This window comes from Celeribacter sp. ULVN23_4 (genome assembly GCF_054788345.1).
Genome location: NZ_JBTVYO010000007.1, coordinates 130,220 through 149,619, shown reverse-complemented (window position 1 = coordinate 149,619; position 19,400 = coordinate 130,220). Strand labels below are relative to the sequence as shown.

Annotated in this window: 20 protein-coding genes and 1 other RNA gene; 11 read left to right on the top strand and 10 right to left on the bottom strand. The window is 60.6% G+C overall.

Annotation, left to right across the window (positions count from 1 at the left end):
- Positions 1–36: 36 nt before the first annotated feature.
- The 3 genes from ACYBHZ_RS15265 (at position 37) to ACYBHZ_RS15255 (ending at position 2,687) form a co-directional block, all read left to right on the top strand.
- On the top strand, positions 37–1,044 hold the full coding sequence (locus ACYBHZ_RS15265) for an ABC transporter substrate-binding protein (RefSeq protein ID WP_460275136.1): 1,008 nt from the start codon (positions 37–39) through the stop codon (positions 1,042–1,044).
- Between the two features lie 84 nt (positions 1,045–1,128).
- Positions 1,129–1,923 carry an ABC transporter ATP-binding protein gene (locus ACYBHZ_RS15260; RefSeq protein WP_460275134.1) on the top strand — a complete coding sequence of 265 codons (795 nt, stop codon included), beginning with the start codon at positions 1,129–1,131 and terminating at the stop codon, positions 1,921–1,923.
- The gene (locus ACYBHZ_RS15255) at positions 1,923–2,687 is read left to right on the top strand and encodes an ABC transporter permease (RefSeq protein WP_460275133.1); all 765 of its coding nucleotides are present in this window, start codon (positions 1,923–1,925) and stop codon (positions 2,685–2,687) included. The genes ACYBHZ_RS15260 and ACYBHZ_RS15255 overlap by 1 nt, the downstream gene beginning before the upstream one ends.
- Positions 2,688–2,784: 97 nt before the next feature.
- On the opposite strand, the gene ACYBHZ_RS15250 is transcribed toward ACYBHZ_RS15255, so the two are convergent.
- The gene (locus ACYBHZ_RS15250) at positions 2,785–3,441 is read right to left on the bottom strand and encodes a peroxiredoxin (protein WP_460275132.1); all 657 of its coding nucleotides are present in this window, start codon (positions 3,439–3,441) and stop codon (positions 2,785–2,787) included.
- 144 nt (positions 3,442–3,585) lie between these two features.
- Here ACYBHZ_RS15250 and ACYBHZ_RS15245 point away from each other — a divergent pair, with 144 nt between their 5' ends.
- The 6 genes from ACYBHZ_RS15245 (at position 3,586) to recR (ending at position 8,793) form a co-directional block, all read left to right on the top strand.
- A complete protein-coding gene (locus ACYBHZ_RS15245; RefSeq protein WP_460275131.1) occupies positions 3,586–4,491 on the top strand; it encodes a LysR substrate-binding domain-containing protein in 906 nt (301 codons plus the stop codon).
- A gap of 47 nt (positions 4,492–4,538) precedes the next feature.
- Positions 4,539–4,635, top strand: an RNA gene (ffs, locus tag ACYBHZ_RS15240) — signal recognition particle sRNA small type.
- A gap of 105 nt (positions 4,636–4,740) precedes the next feature.
- Positions 4,741–5,784 (top strand): ribosome small subunit-dependent GTPase A, encoded by a 1,044-nt coding sequence (gene rsgA / locus ACYBHZ_RS15235; RefSeq protein ID WP_460275130.1) that lies wholly within the window; start codon positions 4,741–4,743, stop codon positions 5,782–5,784.
- Positions 5,785–6,050: 266 nt separating this feature from the next.
- Positions 6,051–7,814, top strand: a complete 1,764-nt coding sequence (locus tag ACYBHZ_RS15230) for a DNA polymerase III subunit gamma/tau (protein ID WP_460275129.1) — start codon at positions 6,051–6,053, stop codon at positions 7,812–7,814.
- 32 nt (positions 7,815–7,846) lie between these two features.
- The gene (locus ACYBHZ_RS15225) at positions 7,847–8,191 is read left to right on the top strand and encodes a YbaB/EbfC family nucleoid-associated protein (RefSeq protein WP_460275128.1); all 345 of its coding nucleotides are present in this window, start codon (positions 7,847–7,849) and stop codon (positions 8,189–8,191) included.
- Between the two features lie 8 nt (positions 8,192–8,199).
- Positions 8,200–8,793 carry a recombination mediator RecR gene (gene recR, locus ACYBHZ_RS15220; RefSeq protein WP_460275127.1) on the top strand — a complete coding sequence of 198 codons (594 nt, stop codon included), beginning with the start codon at positions 8,200–8,202 and terminating at the stop codon, positions 8,791–8,793.
- A gap of 75 nt (positions 8,794–8,868) precedes the next feature.
- On the opposite strand, the gene ACYBHZ_RS15215 is transcribed toward recR, so the two are convergent.
- Complete coding sequence (locus tag ACYBHZ_RS15215) at positions 8,869–9,603, bottom strand: DUF1013 domain-containing protein (protein WP_460275126.1); 735 nt, start codon at positions 9,601–9,603, stop codon at positions 8,869–8,871.
- A gap of 141 nt (positions 9,604–9,744) precedes the next feature.
- On the opposite strand from ACYBHZ_RS15215, the gene ACYBHZ_RS15210 reads away from it, so the two are divergent.
- Entirely contained in the window at positions 9,745–10,386 is a 642-nt protein-coding gene (locus ACYBHZ_RS15210) for a ribonuclease T2 family protein (protein WP_460275125.1), read from the top strand.
- A 53-nt stretch (positions 10,387–10,439) separates the two neighbouring features.
- On the opposite strand, the gene ACYBHZ_RS15205 is transcribed toward ACYBHZ_RS15210, so the two are convergent.
- Positions 10,440–11,420, bottom strand: coding sequence for an NAD(P)H-quinone oxidoreductase (locus tag ACYBHZ_RS15205; RefSeq protein WP_460275226.1), 981 nt, complete (start codon positions 11,418–11,420; stop codon positions 10,440–10,442).
- 14 nt (positions 11,421–11,434) lie between these two features.
- Positions 11,435–12,169 (bottom strand): COQ9 family protein, encoded by a 735-nt coding sequence (locus tag ACYBHZ_RS15200; RefSeq protein ID WP_460275124.1) that lies wholly within the window; start codon positions 12,167–12,169, stop codon positions 11,435–11,437.
- Between the two features lie 122 nt (positions 12,170–12,291).
- Between ACYBHZ_RS15200 and rpsU the strand changes: the two genes are divergently transcribed.
- Positions 12,292–12,498 carry a 30S ribosomal protein S21 gene (gene rpsU / locus ACYBHZ_RS15195; protein WP_066602373.1) on the top strand — a complete coding sequence of 69 codons (207 nt, stop codon included), beginning with the start codon at positions 12,292–12,294 and terminating at the stop codon, positions 12,496–12,498.
- 167 nt (positions 12,499–12,665) lie between these two features.
- Here rpsU and ACYBHZ_RS15190 read toward each other — a convergent pair whose 3' ends face one another.
- The 6 genes from ACYBHZ_RS15190 to mscL all read right to left on the bottom strand — a co-directional run bounded on the left by ACYBHZ_RS15190 (position 12,666) and on the right by mscL (position 19,290).
- Entirely contained in the window at positions 12,666–14,756 is a 2,091-nt protein-coding gene (locus ACYBHZ_RS15190; RefSeq protein ID WP_460275123.1) for a DEAD/DEAH box helicase, read from the bottom strand.
- 233 nt (positions 14,757–14,989) lie between these two features.
- Positions 14,990–15,358, bottom strand: coding sequence for a DUF779 domain-containing protein (locus ACYBHZ_RS15185; RefSeq protein ID WP_460275122.1), 369 nt, complete (start codon positions 15,356–15,358; stop codon positions 14,990–14,992).
- A 160-nt stretch (positions 15,359–15,518) separates the two neighbouring features.
- A complete protein-coding gene (gene adh / locus ACYBHZ_RS15180) occupies positions 15,519–17,039 on the bottom strand; it encodes an aldehyde dehydrogenase (protein ID WP_460275121.1) in 1,521 nt (506 codons plus the stop codon).
- A 138-nt stretch (positions 17,040–17,177) separates the two neighbouring features.
- Positions 17,178–18,134, bottom strand: coding sequence for a GAF domain-containing protein (locus tag ACYBHZ_RS15175; protein WP_460275120.1), 957 nt, complete (start codon positions 18,132–18,134; stop codon positions 17,178–17,180).
- A gap of 84 nt (positions 18,135–18,218) precedes the next feature.
- A complete protein-coding gene (locus tag ACYBHZ_RS15170; RefSeq protein ID WP_460275224.1) occupies positions 18,219–18,674 on the bottom strand; it encodes an Lrp/AsnC family transcriptional regulator in 456 nt (151 codons plus the stop codon).
- A gap of 181 nt (positions 18,675–18,855) precedes the next feature.
- The gene (gene mscL, locus ACYBHZ_RS15165) at positions 18,856–19,290 is read right to left on the bottom strand and encodes a large conductance mechanosensitive channel protein MscL (protein WP_460275119.1); all 435 of its coding nucleotides are present in this window, start codon (positions 19,288–19,290) and stop codon (positions 18,856–18,858) included.
- Positions 19,291–19,400: the final 110 nt, after the last annotated feature.

Genomic DNA, 19,400 nt, shown 5'->3' with positions numbered 1-19,400 from the left:
GCGCCATGCTACGCCGGAACGACATAGGGGAGTTTCATGTTCAACAAATCCATCATCACCATGGCCGCCTTCGCCCTCACCGCGACCGCAGCCTATGCCGAGACCGCGATGCCCTTCGCGCTCGACTGGAAATTCGAAGGCCCTGCCGCCCCGTATTTCACCGCCCTTGAGAAGGGCTACTTCACCGACGCCGAGCTGAGCGTGGAAATCTCTGCCGGCCAAGGCTCGCTCGACGCGATCCCGAAAGTGGCCACCGGCGCTTTCCCGGTCGGCATGGCCGATATCAACAGCCTCGTGAAATTCCTCGACCAGAACCCCGGCGCGCCCGTCATCGGCATGATGATGGTCTATGACGCCCCGGCCTTTGCCGTGGTTGGCCGCAAATCGCTTGGCATTGAGGCTCCGAAAGACCTCGAAGGCAAAGTGCTCGGCGCTCCGCCGCCCGATGGCGCGTGGGCCCAGTTCCCGATCTTCGCCGCCGAGAACGATCTCGACATGTCGAAAATCAAGGTCGAGCCGGTCGGCTTTCCGACCCGTGAGCCGATGCTCGCCGAAGGTAAAGTCGATGCCGTCACCGGCTTCAACTTCTCCTCCTACCTGAACCTCGTGCGTCTCGGTGTGCCGGAAGACGATATTTCGACGATCATGATGTCGGATTACGGCGTGAACCTTTATGGTAACGTGTTGATCGTAAACACCGACTTCGCCACCGAGAACCCGGACGCCGTCAAAGGCTTCGTCGAGGCTGTACTGCACGGCTGGAAAGACGCCATGGCCGATCCGAAGGCTGCCGTCGAATACATGATCAAGTACAACCCGGCCTCCGATCTCGATCTGGAAACCCGTCGTCTTGAACTGGCCCTCGATGGCAACGTCTACACCGACTATGTCGCCGAGAACGGCATGGGCGGCATCGACGCAGAGCGCTTCGCAGGCTCTCTTGAGCAGCTCAAGATGGTCTACGAATTCAAGGCCGAGCCGGACGCGAGCCTCTATTTCACGGAAGATTACCTCCCCGCCGCTGACGCGCGCATGCTGAAGTAATCTCCACCGAGACACCTTGGCGGGCGCGGGACCAATCTGGCTCGCGCCCGTTTTCATGCGGGCCTCTGGCAAGACCGGACAAAAATGACAAATCTCATAGACATCAAAGGCGTAACCCACGCCTACAAAACCGACAACGGCCCCCTCCCCGTTCTCGACGATCTCAACATCTCCGTGCCCGAGGGCGAATTTTGCGCCGTCGTCGGCCCGTCGGGGTGTGGCAAATCCACCCTGACGAAACTCGTCGCGGGGCTGATGAAGCCCGATCAGGGCGAAGTTTGGCTGCACGGTGAAAAAGTCACCAGCCCACGTTCGACCGTGGGCATGGCCTTCCAGAACCCTGTGATGCTGGAATGGCGGACGATTCTGCAAAACGTGCTTTTGCCGTTGGAGATCGTGCCGAACAAGATGAGCAAACGCGAAAAAGAGGAACGTGGGCGCGAGCTTTTGGCGCTTGTCGGCCTTGAGGGTTTTGAGGACAAACGTCCGTCTGAGCTGTCCGGCGGCATGCGCCAACGCGCCTCCCTGTGCCGCGCCATCGTCCACAAGCCCGACGTCTTGATCATGGACGAACCTTTCGGCGCGCTCGACGCCTTCACCCGCGAAGACCTTTGGCAGACCATGCACGCGCTCCGCGCCGAAGAACCCTTCACCGGCGTCCTGATCACTCACGATCTGCGCGAAAGTGTTTACCTCGCTGACGAGGTGGTCGTGCTCTCCGGTCGCCCCGCGACGACACAGCATGTCGAGAACGTCAAACTCGACGGGCGCACCGATCTTGAGGTGATCTACACCCCCGAAGCGACCGAGATTCTGCATCGTCTGCGCCATCAGATCGAGATCGCGCAGGGCCGTGCCAAAGGCGAGGAGGCGGCATAATGAAAACCTTCCGCAAAATCGCCACGCCGACCATCGCCATCCTCATCTTCCTCGCGTTCTGGGAGTTCATCGTCTGGGTCAACCAATGGCCGAACTACAAGATGGCCTCCCCCTCCGACCTGATCCCGGCCTATGCGAAATACTGGAACCTCTTCCTGATCTACGGGTGGCAGACACTCTGGCGCACGGTCGTCGGGCTTTTGGTCGCCGTGGTCGTCGGCACGCTGATCGGCATGATCATGGGCTTCTCGCGCACCATGCGGGACGCTCTGTATCCGCTTCTCGTGGGTTTCAATGCCATTCCCAAAGCCACGGTCGTGCCTGTTCTGGCGCTGATCCTGATCGGGCATCATGATCTGAACACCGTGCTGATCGCCTTCATGATCTCGTTTTTCCCGATCTCCGTAGCCGTTTCCATTGGCTTGTCGACTTTGGAGCCGGAATATCGCGACATTCTGCGCTCGCTCGGGGCGTCGAAATGGACGATTTTCTGGAAGATCGCCCTCCCGAAAACCCTACCGGAATTCTTCGGCGCGCTGAAAGTCGCGGTGACGCTCGCTTTCATCGGCACCAACCTGATGGAAATCGTGGAACCGCACGGCAAGGGGCTTGGCCATCTTTTTGACAGCGGCAAGATCAATGCGGACTATCCGCTGATGTTCGCAGTTCTGATCGCTTTGGCCTTCCTCGGCATCCTGCTCTACTACATCGTGGTGGCGCTGGAGAAAATCTTTGCCGGTTGGGCTGAGAGGCCACAGGGGTAATGAGCGGAACGCCCGCAGGGGTAAGCCCGGAGAAATAAGGAAAAGGGGCGCCAATCTGGCGCCCCTTCGCTTTTGTGCGTGGGTCTTGGTTTTATGATCAGAGCTGACGCGTGGAGAAATACCAATCCACGACATTCTGCCCTTCCGGCGCTTCGGCGAGTTTCGCCTGCGCAGCCGCAGCGGTCGGCGGCGTCGGCACAATCACCGCATCCCCCGGCTTCCAGTTTTCCGGCATTGCACATTTATTCTCATCGGCGGCTTGCAGTGCCACCACGAGGCGATGGATCTCGTCCACAGAGCGGCCCGCGTTCATCGGATAGTAAACCATGGCGCGCAGAATGCCGTTCGGATCAATGATGAACGTCGCCCGCACTGCAGCCGTGTCGGATGCCCCCGGCTGGATCATGCCATAGGCGTTGGCGACTTTCATCGAGAGGTCAGCGATGATCGGGAACTTGATCTCGACGCCCCAGTTTTCCTTGATGTTGAGCATCCAGGCGATGTGAGAATAATGGCTGTCGATGGAGAGGCCCAACAGCTCCACGCCCATGGCGTTGAACTCATCCTGTTTGCCCGCAAAGCCGATGAACTCCGTGGTGCACACAGGCGTGAAATCGGCCGGGTGGGAGAACAGGATCAGCCATTTGCCTTTGTAATCGTCGAGCGTTTTCACCCCGTCGGTGGTCAGCGCTTCAAAGGCCGGGGCAGGTTTGTTCAGTTGCGGGCCAGTTACGGTTTCGATTTGATCTGTCATATTTCAATCCTTTGTATTCTCAGTGTTTCTCTTTGATGTCTGTCGTTCCGGGCGCTGCTGCCCTGTCGATGAGAAAGAGATACCCCTTGCAGATCGATTGCTGAAACGAATAAAAAAGATCATAATAATTGAGGAATTCGATTAATGATCCTACCCACCCTGCGCCAGCTTCGCTTCCTCACCGCCCTCGCGGACGAGCTGCATTTCGGCCGCGCCGCCGAGACGTGTTTCGTCACGCAATCGACCCTCTCCACCGGCCTCAAGGAGCTTGAAGACATCCTTGGCGCCCCCGTGGCCGAGCGCACCAAGCGCTCTGTGTTGATGACCCCGCTTGGCGAAGAAATCGCCGCCCGCGCCCGCGTGATGCTGGCCGAAGCGCAGGACATGGTGGAACTGGTGCAAAGCCAGTCCGGCGCGCTCCGCGGCACGATGAAGCTTGGTACCATTCCGACGGTCGGCCCCTTCCTCTTCCCCCGCCTCTTACCGCGTCTACGGGACAGCTACCCGGACCTGCGGCTCTATATGCGCGAGGAGTTGACCGAACACCTGATCGCCGGACTGCGCGCCGGGAGGCTCGATGTGATCCTGATCGCGCTGCCGTTTGAGACCGGCGATCTGGAGATGGAAAGCCTGTTCGAAGATGACTATCAACTCGCCACCGCGCCGGGCCATCGGCTGATTTCAGACCGCCCCATTGGCGGGCCGGATCTCGATGACGAAACGCTGCTCCTGCTCGAACGCGGCCATTGCCTCCAGCGACATGCACTCTCGGCCTTCCCTGAAAGCCACGCAAAACAGGACGAAACTTTCGCCGCCACCTCGCTGCCGACTTTGGTCGCCATGGTGGAGGAAGGGTTAGGCATAACGCTCCTGCCTCAGCTTGCAATCGATGCGGGCGTGACGCGGAACACCGACATCCAACTGACGTCGCTCTTTGGGACCAACCCCCGTGAAGTCGTGCTCGCCTGGCGCAAAAGCTCGGCCCGGAGCGATGATTTCCGCCTGCTCGCCGGCCTTCTGCGCGAAGAACGCGCACGGCTTGGCCATTGAACTGCCCCCTCTTGCGAATCCGGACTGTCCCCCTTATGTAACGCCGTGAGAGGTTGGCGCGGGCGAGCGCCTCGCCAACCCGGTCAGGTCCGGAAGGAAGCAGCCGTAACGAGCCCCGCTTGGGTCGTTGTCCAGCCTCTCACCCTTTTCCCCACTAAGATGCAACAGCGGCGCAGGCAATTGCCTTTGCCCCTTGTTCTTGTGCAGTCGCCCGGCAATATAGGCAAAACTTTCTGACAGCGTGGCGCGATGCACCCGACCCTTTCCGATCTGGGCTGGTCCCAGTTTTTCAACGGCCAACTCGATATCGGCGAAATCGAGACCCTGACCCCCGTGCGCCTTTCCGAGGTCCGCCGTCGCTCCGTCGTGGCGCTCACCCCTGCGCTGGAGCGTCAGGAGATCGCTCTAACCGGCGATCATGTCGCGACCGACATGGCCGTGGGAGATTTCGCCCTCACCGATGGCGAACGCCTCATCCGGGTTCTGGACCGCAAAACGGTGATCTCCCGCAAAGCCGCCGGCGTCGCCGCGCAGGCGCAACTCATCGCCGCCAATATCGACACGCTGTTCATCACCACCTCCTGCAATCAGGACTTCAACGAAGCCCGCCTCGAACGCTATCTCGCCATCGCCATTGAGGCAGAGGCCACGCCTGTGATCGTCATCACCAAGGCCGACAAGCCCGAGGACATGCCCGCCGAGACCTATGAGGATCGCGCCAAGGCGCTCTACGAGGGCGCCGAGGTTCTGCTGATCAATGCCAAGTCGCCCGAGGATATCGACCGTCTTGAGCGTTATTGCGGCACGGGACAAACCATCGCGCTGGTCGGCTCGTCGGGTGTGGGCAAATCCACCATCGCGCGCGGCCTTACGGGCGAGGACATCGAGGTCGGAGACATTCGCGAAGACGACGCCAAGGGCCGCCACACAACGACCTCGCGCTCCATGCACCGGATGCACGCGGGCGGCTGGCTGATCGACACGCCGGGCATGCGCGAACTCGCCCTGCATGATGCGTCCGAGGGCATCGCCACCCTGTTCGAGGACATCACTGATCTCGCGACCGAGTGTAAATTCTCCGACTGCCAGCACCGAACCGAACCCGGCTGTGCCGTGCGCGCCGCTGTTGAGCGCGGCGAACTGGACACTGAGCGTTTGGAGCGTTGGCGCAAACTGGTGGACGAAGACACGCGCAACTCGGAAACCATCGCGGAATCGCGAGAGCGGGGCCGGAAGTTCTCCAAGATGGTCAAATCCGTCAAGAAAGCCAAAAGCGCCAAACGCGGGGAGTAAGCCAAGCAATCGCCTGCCCGGGGGATGGTGATCCGAGGACTGTTCTGCGCGATTTATCTTTGCCAACTCCGGGCATGATCAGCACTGCGCGCAAACCCCAGCCAATCACCAGCCCGCGGGACGGGCAGGTGATCGCGCGGCGGCCTAGGGCCTTGTTTCCGCGCGAGCCAAATAAGAGGCTAATAGATCGAGCCTTCTCAACAGATCGAGGTTGCGGGGCGACGCGCCCGCCCTTACCTTAACGGCCAACCAAGGAGGCTCCTCGCATGACCGACACCAACACCGGCTACAAGGTACTGGCGCGCAAATACCGCCCGGAAACCTTTGCCGATCTGATCGGTCAGGACGCCATGGTCCGCACCCTCAAAAACGCCTTCGCTGCCGACCGCATCGCGCAGGCTTTCATCATGACGGGTATTCGCGGCACCGGCAAAACCACCACCGCGCGGATCATCGCCAAAGGCATGAACTGTATCGGCCCCGACGGCACCAGCGGGCCGACGACCGAACCCTGCGGCGTTTGCGAGCATTGCGTCGCGATTTCCGAGGGCCGCCATGTCGATGTGATGGAGATGGACGCCGCCTCGCGCACCGGGGTCAACGACATCCGCGAGATCATCGACTCGGTGCATTACCGTGCGGCGTCGGCGCGCTACAAAATCTACATCATCGACGAGGTGCACATGCTCTCGACGAGTGCGTTCAACGCGCTCCTCAAAACCCTCGAAGAGCCGCCTTCACACGTCAAATTCATCTTCGCCACCACCGAGATTCGCAAAGTCCCGGTGACGGTTCTGTCGCGTTGTCAGCGTTTTGACCTCCGCCGGATCGAGCCGGAAGCGATGATGAACCACCTCGCCTCGATTGCGGGCAAGGAAGGTTCTGAAGTTGCCCAAGACGCCCTCGCCCTCATCACCCGCGCCGCCGAGGGCTCCGTGCGCGATGCGCTCTCGCTTCTCGATCAGGCCATTTCCCATGGCGCAGGAGAGACCACCGTCGATCAGGTCCGCGCCATGCTGGGCCTCGCCGACCGGGGCCGTGTGCTTGATCTCTTCGACATGATCATGTCCGGCGACGCCGCCAGCGCGCTTGAGGAACTGGGCGGGCAATACGCCGACGGGGCAGACCCGCTCGCCGTGCTGCGTGATCTCGCCGAAATCACCCATTGGGTCTCCGTGATCAAAATCACCCCCAATGCCGCAGACGACCCGACCATCGGCCCCGACGAACGCGCCCGTGGCCTCGCCATGGCCGACAAGCTGCCGATGCGGGTTCTCTCGCGCATGTGGCAGATGCTTTTGAAAGCGATCGAAGAAGTTTCCGCTGCGCCCAACGCCATGATGGCGTCTGAAATGGCGATCATCCGGCTCACGCATGTCGCCGATCTGCCGATGCCCGAAGACCTCGTGCGCAAGCTCACCGAACAAAACCCACCGCCCCGCCCGCCTTCGGGTCCGGCTGGCGGCGGCGCGCCTGCCGGGGGCGGCTCTGTGAATGCTCAAGGCAGCACCATGGCCCCACGCGGCCCGGTGCATGGGCCGACGATGTCCTCCGGGGCGGCTACAGCCCCGGCGCAAGCGCCCGATCTGGCCCTGTCCCGTTATGTCAGCTTTCAGTCCCTCGTCGATCTCGTCGGCGAACACCGCGATATGAAGCTCAAGATCGACATGGAAACCCATGTGCGGATCGCCAATTACCGCCCCGGCTTTATCGAATTCGAACCGGCGGGCGACGCGCCTGCGGATCTCGCTCAGCGTCTGCAAAGCCGTCTTCACGCCTTCACGGGCCATCGCTGGGGCGTGACCATCGCCAAAGCGCCGGACGGCACGCAGACCATCCGGGAAGTGGACGAGGCCGCAGACCGCGCACTTCGGGCCAAGGCCATGGAACACCCGATGGTCGCCAAAGTGTTCGAACTGTTTCCCGGTGCGGAAATTACCAAGGTGCGCACCCCCGAGGTGATCGCACAGGAAGCCGCGCTCGATGCGCTGCAAGAAGTTGAAGATGAATGGGACCCGTTCGACGAATGAACGGCCCGGCCAGAGAAATTCAGGAGTAACAGATGTTCAAAGGCCTCGGTGGTCTCGGCGATATGGCCGGGATGATGAAAAAAGCGCAGCAAATGCAAAAGGACATGGCCGAGCTTCAGGAAAAGCTCGAAACCGTGACCGTGACCGGCGAATCCGGCGCGGGTCTGGTGAAAGCCACGGCGACCGCCAAAGGCCAGCTCACCGGCCTCGACATCGATCCGTCGATCTTCCAACCCGATGAAAAGGAAGTCGTCGAAGATTTGATCCTCGCCGCCATCAAAGACGCGCAGGCGAAGGCCGCTGACAAGGCAGAGAGTGAAATGAAAGCTCTGACCGAAGGCCTCGGCCTTCCTGCCGACTTCAAGATGCCGTTCTAAGACGGGTCATGAGCGGCCAACAGGACATCGAAGATCTTATTGATCTCATGGCGCGCCTGCCCGGCCTCGGGCCGCGGTCCGCGCGCCGTGCCGTCCTGCATCTGATCAAGAAACGCGGGCGGCTGATGCAGCCGCTTGCCCAATCCATGCAGCAAGTCGCCGACAATGCCCGTGAATGCGTGCGTTGCGGCAATATCGGCACCGGCGATCTCTGTGACATCTGCGCGGACGAGCGCCGCGCCAATGGCGAGATTTGCGTGGTCGAAGACGTCTCTGATCTTTGGGCGATGGAACGCGCGAGCGTGTTCAAAGGCCGCTATCACGTTCTGGGCGGCACGCTGTCTGCGCTCGATGGGGTTGGCCCCGAAGACCTGCGCATCCCGGCGCTTGTCACCCGTGTGAGCGACGAACAGGTGCGCGAAGTGATCCTTGCCCTCGGCGCCACCGTCGATGGCCAGACCACCGCGCATTACATCGCCGATGAGCTTTCCGGGCGCTGCACCGTCAGTTCTCTGGCCCAAGGCGTGCCCGTTGGGGGCGAATTGGATTACCTCGACGACGGGACGATCACCGCCGCCCTGACGGCCCGCAAAAGCCTCTGACCGTTTCACCCACCGCTAAAACGCAAAAACCCGGAGCCTTGGCCCCGGGTTTTGTCATTTCGTCTAACGCGAGGATTATTCGTCCTCGTCGTCGTCCTTGCTGTCCGGCAGGTTGAAAAAGCTGTCGGCATCCGGCAGATCGGCTTCTTTTTCGTCCTCGTCCTCGCCCGAAAGCGAGAAGGTTTCGAGGCCGGAGATTGCGGTCGGGATCTTCGGTTCCGCATCCATCTCCAGCGAATCTTCCGTGGACAGCAGCTTGCGGCGCTCGTCGTCAGTCATGTTGGCATCGCGATTTTTCGCGGCTTTCTGAACGGCGGCATCCAGCTCGGACTGTTTACACAGGCCCAGAGCAACCGGATCGATCGGCTGCATGTTCGCGATGTTCCAGTGGGTGCGTTCGCGGATCGACTGGATCGTCGGCTTGGTGGTGCCCACGAGTTTCGCGATCTGGCCGTCGGACAGCTCCGGGTGGAATTTCACCAGCCAGAGGATCGAATTCGGACGGTCCTGACGCTTGGACAGCGGCGTGTAGCGCGGACCACGGCGTTTCTCTTCGCCCTGAGCGGCTGCGTTGAACTTCAGTTTCAGCTTCTGCAGCGGGTTTTCTTCCGCCGATTTGATCTCTTCGGCGGTCAGCTGGTTGTTGGCGATCGGATCGAACCCGCGCACGCCACCAGCAACCTCACCGTCAGCAATGCCCTGCACCTCAAGCTCGTGCAAACCGCAGAAATCAGCGATCTGTTTGAAGCTCAGCGTGGTGTTATCGACCAGCCAAACGGCGGTGGCTTTCGCCATAATCGGTTTTGCCATGGGTCACACTCCTTAAAAATGCGGCTCTCCCCGGATACAACTTTCCCGTCGCCTGAAATGGCTTTCCCCGTCGGGGATGGTTCTCGTTGTCGGGGAACTTGGCCGCTGTATAGTGCGGATCGCAATCAGAGGAAAGAGAAAATGCGTCAACGGATCGTGACCGCCCTTGCCTGCTTGGGTTTACTGACCGCCACTCCCGGATTCGCCGAGGGCGAAACGGCGGGCGATTTCGATTATTACGTCCTCTCGCTCTCCTGGTCCCCCACCTGGTGCGCCCTTGAAGGCGAGGCCCGCAACTCTCCGCAATGCGATGGCAACTTCGGCTGGGTGCTTCATGGCCTCTGGCCGCAATACGAGACCGGCTGGCCCTCCTATTGCAACACCTCCGCCCATGATCCCTCGAAACGCGAGACGGCGGCGATGGCCGATATCATGGGCACCTCCGGCGCGGCTTGGTATCAATGGAAGAAACACGGCCGCTGCTCAGGTCTCTCCTCGCAGGACTTCCTCGCCCTCTCCCGCGACGCCTACAACAGCATCACCCGCCCGGACGTGTTCCGCAAACTCGACAAAGACGTGAAACTCCCCGCTTCGGTCATCGAGAAGGCCTTTTTGCAGGCCAATCCCGGCCTGGAGCCCAATGAGATCACCGTGACCTGCAAATCCTCGCGCATTCAGGAGGTCCGCATCTGCCTGACGCCCGATCTGGAACCGCGCAAATGCGGGGCCGACACGATCCGGGACTGCACGTTGGACGATGCGCTTTTGGAGGCCATCGACTGAGTATTTGAAGCAGCAAAGGAAACAGGGCCCCGTCTCCTTTGCTGCCAAAATACTCAAATCGCCAAGACGATCTTGCCGATATGCGCGCCGCTTTCCATATGCGCATGGGCCTTCCCGGCCTCTTCCAACGCGAAGGTGCTGTCCATCACCGGACCGACCTGCCCCGCCTCAATCAGCGGCCAAACCTTTGCCAAAAGCGCCTCGGCGATCTTCGCCTTGGCCTCATCGGATTGCGGGCGGAGCGTCGATCCCGTCACGGTCAGACGCCGCATCATGATCTGGACAAAGTTCACCTCCGCCTTGGAGCCTTGCAAAAAGGCGATATTCACAAGCCGCCCTTCTATGGCGAGCGCTTTGATATTGCGAGGGATATAAGAGCCGCCGACCATATCGAGAATGAGGTTCATACCGCCCTCGGCCTTCGCCACCTCGACGAAATCATCCGTGCGGTAGTTGATCGCGCGCTCGGCCCCAAGCCCTTCGCAGGCTTTGCATTTCTCGTCTGATCCCGCCGTCGCGAACACCCGCGCGCCAAAGCTGCGCGCCAGTTGGATCGCCGTCGTGCCAATCCCCGAGGAGCCGCCATGCACAAGGAAACGCTCCCCCGCCGTCAGCCCCCCGCGCATGAACACGTTCGACCAGACGGTGAAAAAGGTTTCCGGCAAACAGGCCGCCTCTTTCAAAGACACCCCCTTCGGCACCGGAAGCGCATGGGCCGCAGGCGTTGCGACATATTCCGCATAGCCGCCGCCGGGCAGCAGAGCGCAGACCTCATCGCCCACAACCCAATCGGACACCGATGCGCCCACGGCAACTACTTCGCCCGCGCCCTCAAGGCCGGGTAGATCGGAGGCGCCGGGCGGCGGGTTGTAAAGCCCTGCGCGTTGCAGCGCATCGGGACGGTTCACCCCAGCATAGGCCAGTTTGATCACGATCTCGTCGGCTTTCGGTTTGGGCAGCGGACGAGAGCAGAGTTTCAGAACATCGGGCCCACCCGGCTCGGAAATCTCAACGGCGCGCATGGTCTCCGGCAGGCTCGCAACGGCGCTCATTGCGTCACCTCCGAACCGTCGGCCTGCGCCTCGGGCGTTGCCTCAGACCGTGTCCCCGGAACATCATCGCGTCGCGCCCCGGCGGGGGCTTTCACCATCGAGAGGACCGCGTTGGGCAGGGCAAACATCGCGGACAGCGCCTTGTTCTCCCGCACGCTCGCTTTGACCTTCTCGATCTGCATCACATCGTCGATCCGACGGTCGATAAAGGCTTTCGTATCTACGAAACCTTCGCTGTCATCGCCAAGCCAGAACAGGACGACAGAGGCGAAGACGCCCGACAAAGTCGCGCGCTTGCTGTACCAGTTCACATCCTCGGAGGTATCCCCGAGCGCCGTCCAGATCGCATCCGCCGTTTCCCAGACAAGCTTCGTCCCCTCGGGCGCAAGATGCGGCAGGGAGAACAGCGACATCCCCCGGCGCACCACCTCGCGGTCCACCGCCTGCAACCGAAGCCAGATGGCATGGGCGATCTTGTCGCGGAATCGCATCTCGGACATATCGGCATGGGCCAGCGCCTCGACCATCTCCCGGTCGCCACGTTTGTGATACGCCACCGCCAGATCGGCCGATCCGCGCGGTGCGGCCACCTTGGCCAAGGCCTCCGGCACATCCGAATCAGCCAAAGCCGCCTTGAAGGTTTCCGGCCCCCAACCGTCGAAAACCACATGGATCAGCGCTGCATCGAGCAATTTTTCACGGGTCGGATCAGGATAAGCGGTCACTGGCATGTCTTTGTCCTCTGTTAGAAGCGGGCGGGCCCACCGGCATAGTAGACAAGCTAGAGTGTCTTTGCTATACGGCCACCTCCTGCAAATTTTGCAAATCTAACTTAGGAAGGTGGTGACACCACATGCAGGTTAGCGTTCGTGATAACAACGTCGATCAGGCACTCCGTGCTCTGAAGAAAAAACTTCAACGTGAAGGCGTTTTCCGTGAAATGAAGCTCAAGCAACATTTCGAGAAGCCGTCCGTGAAGAAAGCGCGCGAGAAGGCCGAGGCCATCCGCCGTGCCCGCAAGCTGGCTCGTAAAAAAGCTCAGCGCGAGGGTATGCTCTAAGAGAGCAAGTTCGACGCTTCGAACGGTCTTGCGGAACACTTCGTGTGATGTGAGACATTAAAAGAATACAACCCCCGGCAGCTCTACGCTCCGGGGGTTTGTTTTTGTCTTCTGTTCTGACTGAAAATCAGGCCCGCTTACATACTGATCGAGCCGACCCGGGGCGATTAGCCCCGGCGGCGCGGCAGGGCGTCACCGCCCTTACGTTGCGGTTTGGCTTTGCCCTTCGGCTTGGCGGTTTTGCCTTTCGGCGCACCAGAAGGTTTGCCAGTCCCCTTGCCCTTCGACCAAGTCTCAGAACCCGATTTCGGCTTGCCCGCATATCGACCGGCTGGTTTCGGCCCATCCGACGATGTGCCCGACGCATGTCCGACGTTTTGCCGACGCTTTGCCGACGGCTTATCAGCGCCCTTTTCCGCACCAAAGCTGCCACCTTTGCGATGCGGCTTTTTCGGTTTCGCGGGGGCATGGACGGCATCGTCCCGCTCCTTGCGCGCAGGCTTTTCAAACTTCGGCTTATCGTATTTGGGCTTGTCGAACTTCGGCTTGCGCTCACGCGGTGCACGCTCGCTCAGATACTCTTCTGCAGAGCCATTGCCGCGCGGCTTGTCAAAGCGCGGTTTGTCTTTGGACGGGAAGGCTTTATGCGGGCGCCCGGCCGGGCTGCGCCGACCGCCTTGCATTTCCGGCTCCTTATCGAGCGCCGTGACTTTGATCCCGTCTTCAAGCTCACCGCCCGCCCCAAGACGGTCGAGGAAGCCAGAAACAGCAGCTTCCTGCAGTTCCACGAAGGTCTCCGTGTCCTGCATACGGATTTTACCGATTTGAGTTTTCTCAAGATTTCCGGCCCGGCACAGCAGCGGCAACAGCCAACGCGGTTCCGCATTGCCATCGCGACCGACCGACAAGGACACCCATTTCGACGGCCCGAAAGCCGCACGCACGTCTTGCGGACGTTTCGCGGTATGGACGTTCAATTCCTCCGGCGCGGAGAGGCCAGCCCGGTAAAGACGCAGACAGGCGGCCGCGACTTGCTCGGCAGAGAACTTCTCAAGAAGCTTCGCCGCAAAGGCTTGATCCTCCTCGGAAAGTTCGCGCTCCCAAGACGAGTCCTCAATCAGGCGGCTTTCATCGAGGGCGAGGATTTCTTCCGCCGTCGGCGCATGAATCCATTCCGCCTCGATCTTCGCCCAACGCAGAAGTCGCGAGGCTTTTTTCGAGATGTTATCCGGCGCGATCAGGGCCGAAATGCCTTTGCGCCCGGCACGCCCGGTCCGGCCAGAGCGGTGCAACAAGCCTTCGGTATTCGTCGGCAAATCCGCATGGATCACAAGCTCAAGGTTCGGCAGGTCGATGCCGCGCGCAGCCACATCGGTGGCCACACAGACGCGCGCACGCCCGTCCCGCAGCGCCTGCAGCGCATGGCTGCGCTCATCCTGCGACAGCTCACCCGACAGGCTCACCACGGCAAAGCCGCGGTTGGCAAAACGAGCGGTCAAACGGGCCACGGCGGCGCGGGTGTTGGCGAAAACGATCGAGGTCTGGCTGTCGTGATAGCGCAGCAGGTTGATGATCGCGTGCTCAGCATCGCGCGGCGCACATTGCACCACCTGATAGGTGATGTCGCTGTGCTGTTCGCGGTCGCTGATGGTCGTGACGCGCACGGCATCATTTTGATACGTCTTGGCAATCTCGGCGATGGATTTGGACACCGTGGCCGAGAACAGAAGCGTGCGACGCTCTTCCGGCGCTTCGCCGAGCATGAATTCGAGATCTTCGCGGAAGCCGAGATCAAGCATCTCATCCGCCTCGTCGAGCACAATGGCGCGGATCTCAGAGAGGTCCAACGCGCCCCGCGTGATGTGATCGCGCAAACGCCCCGGCGTACCGACAACGATATGCGCACCGCGCTCAAGGCTCCGACGCTCATCGCGCGCGTCCATACCGCCGATACAGGTCGAAATCCGTGCGCCCGTCTTGCCGTAGAGCCAACCCAGCTCACGCGCGACCTGCATCGCAAGTTCGCGGGTCGGGGCAACGACGAGAGCCAGCGGGCTGCCGGCATGTTCGAAACGCTCAGCCTCTCCCAAAAGCGTCGGCGCAATCGCGAGACCAAAGCCCACGGTTTTGCCCGAGCCCGTCTGGGCCGACACCAAAAGATCCGCCTCCGCAAGCTCGGGGGCGGTGACGGCGGTTTGCACGTCGGTCAAAGTGTCGAACCCGCGCTCAGCGAGGGCGTCAGAAAGAGGCGTCAGCATCAGGGGAAAAATCCGTTATGGCGCCAAACCTAGGCGCAAGATAGCGTCGTTTAGCGGGTTTGAACGCCAGAGTCTACAGGCACGCGCGAGCCGAACCACTCGATCCGGCCTATTCTTTGAGGTTTTTCGCCGAAGACGGGTCCGAATGGCCCATCGACGAGCGTTTTCGATGGGGCGTTAAGGTTAATCAGATTAAGGTTAACGCGAGGAGAAAGGCGAATGGCCCGTCAGGGTCAGACCTCAGAGGCCTCAAGCTCAGCCCATTCCTCATCGGTGAACACCCGCGCTTTCGACAGGAAACAGCGCCCACGCCCAGTGTCCAAGGAAAAGCCCGCGCCATGCCCCTGCCCTGCATCAAGGATCAGCTGGCTGTGCTTCCAAATTTCAAAAAGAGAGGGGGAAATCCAGACCTCCGCCCCGGCAATCTCGCCGAGTTTGATGTCGCGCGAACCGATGAGATAATCGCCCTGCCGCAAACACATCGGCGCGGAGCCGTCACAGCAGCCGCCGGATTGCACGAACACGACGGGGCCATGTTCTTCGATGATCTCAGACAGGAGATCAAGGGCAGCATCGGTCGCAACAACGCGTTCAATGGCCATAATACATCTCCCGTTTTCAAAGAGAGCCTACGCACTCGCCTTCGTGGCAGGACAGAGGGCGCATCTTCTCTGCGGTCTCATTTCAAGGATGAAAGTGCGGGGCACACGCGGACCCAAAGGGGGGGAGGAGGTACACGCGCGTGCCCCGCGAGGGGTAAGCTTAGAAGAAACCAAGCTTATTCGGGTTGTAGGAAACCAGCATGTTTTTGGTCTGCTGGTAGTGATCGAGCATCATCTTGTGGGTCTCGCGACCGATGCCCGACTGTTTGTAGCCGCCAAAGGCAGCGTGGGCCGGGTAGGCGTGGTAGTTGTTCACCCAAACACGACCGGCCTGAATGTGGCGACCGAAGCGGTAGCAGGTGTTCATATCGCGCGACCACACACCGGCGCCGAGGCCGTACATGGTGTCATTGGCGATATGCAGCGCTTCTTCTTCGTCCTTGAAGGTCGTGACAGAGACAACCGGGCCGAAGATTTCCTCTTGGAACACACGCATTTTGTTGTGGCCTTTGAGGATCGTCGGCTGGACATAGTAGCCACCAGACAGCTCACCGTCGAAACGGGCCGCATCGCCCCCCACCAGAACTTCGGCGCCTTCTTCGCGACCGATGGTCAGATAGGACAGGATTTTTTCCTGCTGCTCGGAACTGGCCTGAGCGCCGACCATGGTATTGATGTCGCGCGGGTCGCCCTGTTTGATCGCTTTCACGCGGGCGATACAACGCTCGATGAACTCGTCGTAGATGTCTTCCTGAATGAGCGCGCGGGACGGGCAGGTGCAGACCTCGCCTTGGTTGAAGGCAAAGAGCACGAAACCTTCGACGGCCTTATCGAGGAAGGCGTCATCTTCTCGCATTACGTCGGAGAAGAAGATGTTCGGCGATTTACCACCAAGTTCCAACGTCACCGGAATGAGGTTCTCGGTGGCGTATTGCATGATCATGCGGCCGGTTTGGGTCGAGCCGGTGAAAGCGATCTTCGCGATGCGCGACGAGCGTGCAAGCGGAGCGCCCACTTCGGCACCGTAGCCGTTGACGATGTTAAGCGTGCCTGCCGGAAGCAGGTCAGCGATCAGTTCCATCATCACCATGATCGCAGCCGGGGTCTGTTCCGCCGGTTTCAGCACGATACAGTTGCCCGCCGCGAGCGCCGGAGCAAGCTTCCATGCCGCCATCAGGATGGAGAAGTTCCACGGGATGATCTGGCCCACGACGCCGAGCGGCTCGTGGTAGTGATAGGCCACCGTATCCGCATCGATCTCGGACATCGTGCCCTCCTGGCTGCGCAGCACACCCGCGAAGTAGCGGAAGTGGTCGGCAGACAGCGGAATGTCAGCGGCCATGGTTTCACGGATCGGTTTGCCGTTGTCCCAGGTCTCCGCCGTAGCGATGATCTCAAGATTTTCGTCGATACGGTCCGCAATTTTCAGCAGGATGTTGGCACGCTCTGCCGGGCTGGTCGCACCCCATGCGTCTTTCGCGGCATGGGCGGCGTCGAGAGCCAATTCGACATCAGCGGCATCGGAGCGGGCGACTTCACAGACTTTCTCACCCGTGATCGGGGTCGTGTTGTCGAAGTATTTGCCATTCACAGGCGGGGTGAACTTGCCGCCGATGAAGTTGTCATAGCGGGATTTGAAAGGGGAAGCGTACTGTGCGCTTGCCTCTGCCTGAACGTTCATTGAGTTCCTCCTCAGTTCTGCGTGACGTCCTCCACGTCACGATATGAGAAGGAGTGTGAACGCTACCTTAACTGTTGAGCAATCCCCGCCCACAGACGCCGCAGCGCGGAAATGTCTCACCTCTGAGACAGGTTCCGATCAGTTTGCACCATTCTCCCCGAGGCCAAGGCGTTTCATCCGGCGATAGAGCGTCGCCCGCCCGATCCCGAGCTCCCGCGCCGCCGCCGACAGATTCCCTCCGGCCCGTGCAATCGCACGTTTGAGCGCGGCCCGTTCGGCGCGCTCCAGAGCGGAGGCGGAATCGTCACGTCCAAGAATGTCGGAGGCCGGGCGCGGCGCGATCTGCGCCTCGAAGCCCAGCCCATAGGCTTTGCGCGCCGCACGGGTCGCGCCGATGATGAGATCGTCCTGATCGACGGCCAAAAGCACCGCCCCTTCGGGGCGCTCTTCCGGTGCGGCAATGATCCGAGCTTTGGGGAAAGCGGCACGGAAGGCTTCGGTCTCGATCTGTTTCGCGGTTTGCGTCACGACGCCTGCGATCAGACGGGCATAGGCCTCGGTCTGATCGGCACGGCAGGACGAGACATCAAGCGCCGCGATCAATTCGCCGTCCGGGCCAAAGATCGGCGCATCCATGCAGGACATCACCGTGTTGCGACTCATGAAGTGTTCGTCGCGATGAATGATCAGGGCGCGCGCCTCGGTGAGACAGGTGCCGATCCCGTTGGTGCCTTCGGCCTCTTCCGACCAATCGGCCCCCGTCCAAAGCCCCCAAGCCTTGAACGTCTCTGCATCCCCGTCTTTCGAGCGCTGATCCAACACCACACCATCGCGATCCGTCATCAGAACGGAACAGCCGGTATTGCCGACCATCTGGAACAGTTGATCGAGTTTCGGCGCGGCGAGCCCCATGAAACCTTCAAGCCGCGCGCGGCGTTCCGCAACCTCGGCCTCGGTAAACCGGCGCGGCCCCGGATTGCGTCCCGGATCAAGCCCATGCTTTTGCAAAGAGCGCCGCCAACTGGCCGTCAGACGCGTGCCGACAGAGCCCGATTCGACCGTGGAAATGATGTGTTCACTGTGACTTGTGCGCATAGTCACCGCCTCCTCCCAAACGCGGCTTGCTTCAGGCTTACCATGGGTCAGACAAATTCTCCAAATCTCGTACGCGTGACCGGCTCAAACAGGCAAAGCCGTGGTCTTGAAGACGGTGCGCATGGCAAACGACGACTGCATGGTCTGCACCCCGGGCAGACGCACCAATTGACGGTGCACCTCGGCGAAATGATCGGTATCAGCGGCCACCACCTTGAGGATGTAATCCGCTTTCCCGGCCATCAGATGACATTCGAGAACGTCCGGCATGTTCTTCACCGCCTTCTCGAAGGCGGCGAGAATGTCATCGGCCTGACTGCTCAGTGTGACATCGACGAACACCGTGGTGCGCCGATCAAGGGCGCGCGGGTCAAGCAGGGCGACGTAATCTTTGATGATGCCTTCCGCCTCAAGCCGCTGTACGCGGCGGTGACAGGCAGAGCTCGACACATTCGCTTCTTGCGCCAGATCCGCATTCGAAATCCGGCCACGACGTTGAAGAATGCGCAGGATGCGGCGGTCTGTTTCGTCAAGCTTGATCATCGCAGTGCTTTCTCCCGGCCAGAGCTTCATGAGCGCGACAATCTTCCATGATTTCTTTTCGGGGACAAGCGCGTCGGAAATCGCCCGCCGGACCGTAATATAAATGTGTCCCCTGTGGTGCCCTGCACCGCAGAAAGGCCCGCTGTCTCCCGGCAGCGGGCCTTAACAATCTCTGAGCTTACTTCTTCAGAGCGTCGCGAATTTCGAGCAGCACATCGAGCTCGCTCGGACCTTTCGGTTCCTCCGGTGCCGGAGCAGCCTCTTCTTCCTTCTCGGCTGCGTCTTTCACCTTGTTCACGAATTTGACGAGCATAAAGACAACGGCTGCGATGATCAGGAAGTTGATCACGGCCATGATGAAGGCGCCATAGGCAAAGATGGAAGCCCCCGCTTCGCGCGCCGCTTCCAAGGAGGTGCCCGGAGCGACATCGCCCGAGATGACCAAGAACCGGTTGGTGAAGTCGAGACCACCGGTGAAAATCCCGATGATCGGGTTGATCAGGTCGGCGACCATGGATTTGACGATGGCGGTGAAGGCCGCGCCGACGATGATACCCACGGCCATGTCCATGACATTGCCCTTGGCGATAAACGCCTTGAATTCTTTAAGCATTTCTATGTTCCACTTCTGTCCCAAATGATACCACAGCCCGCGACCCGTGGCGCATGCACATTGCTTACCACAATGCCGCACATGCGAAATGGTTTTTTTCCGAGCCGAAC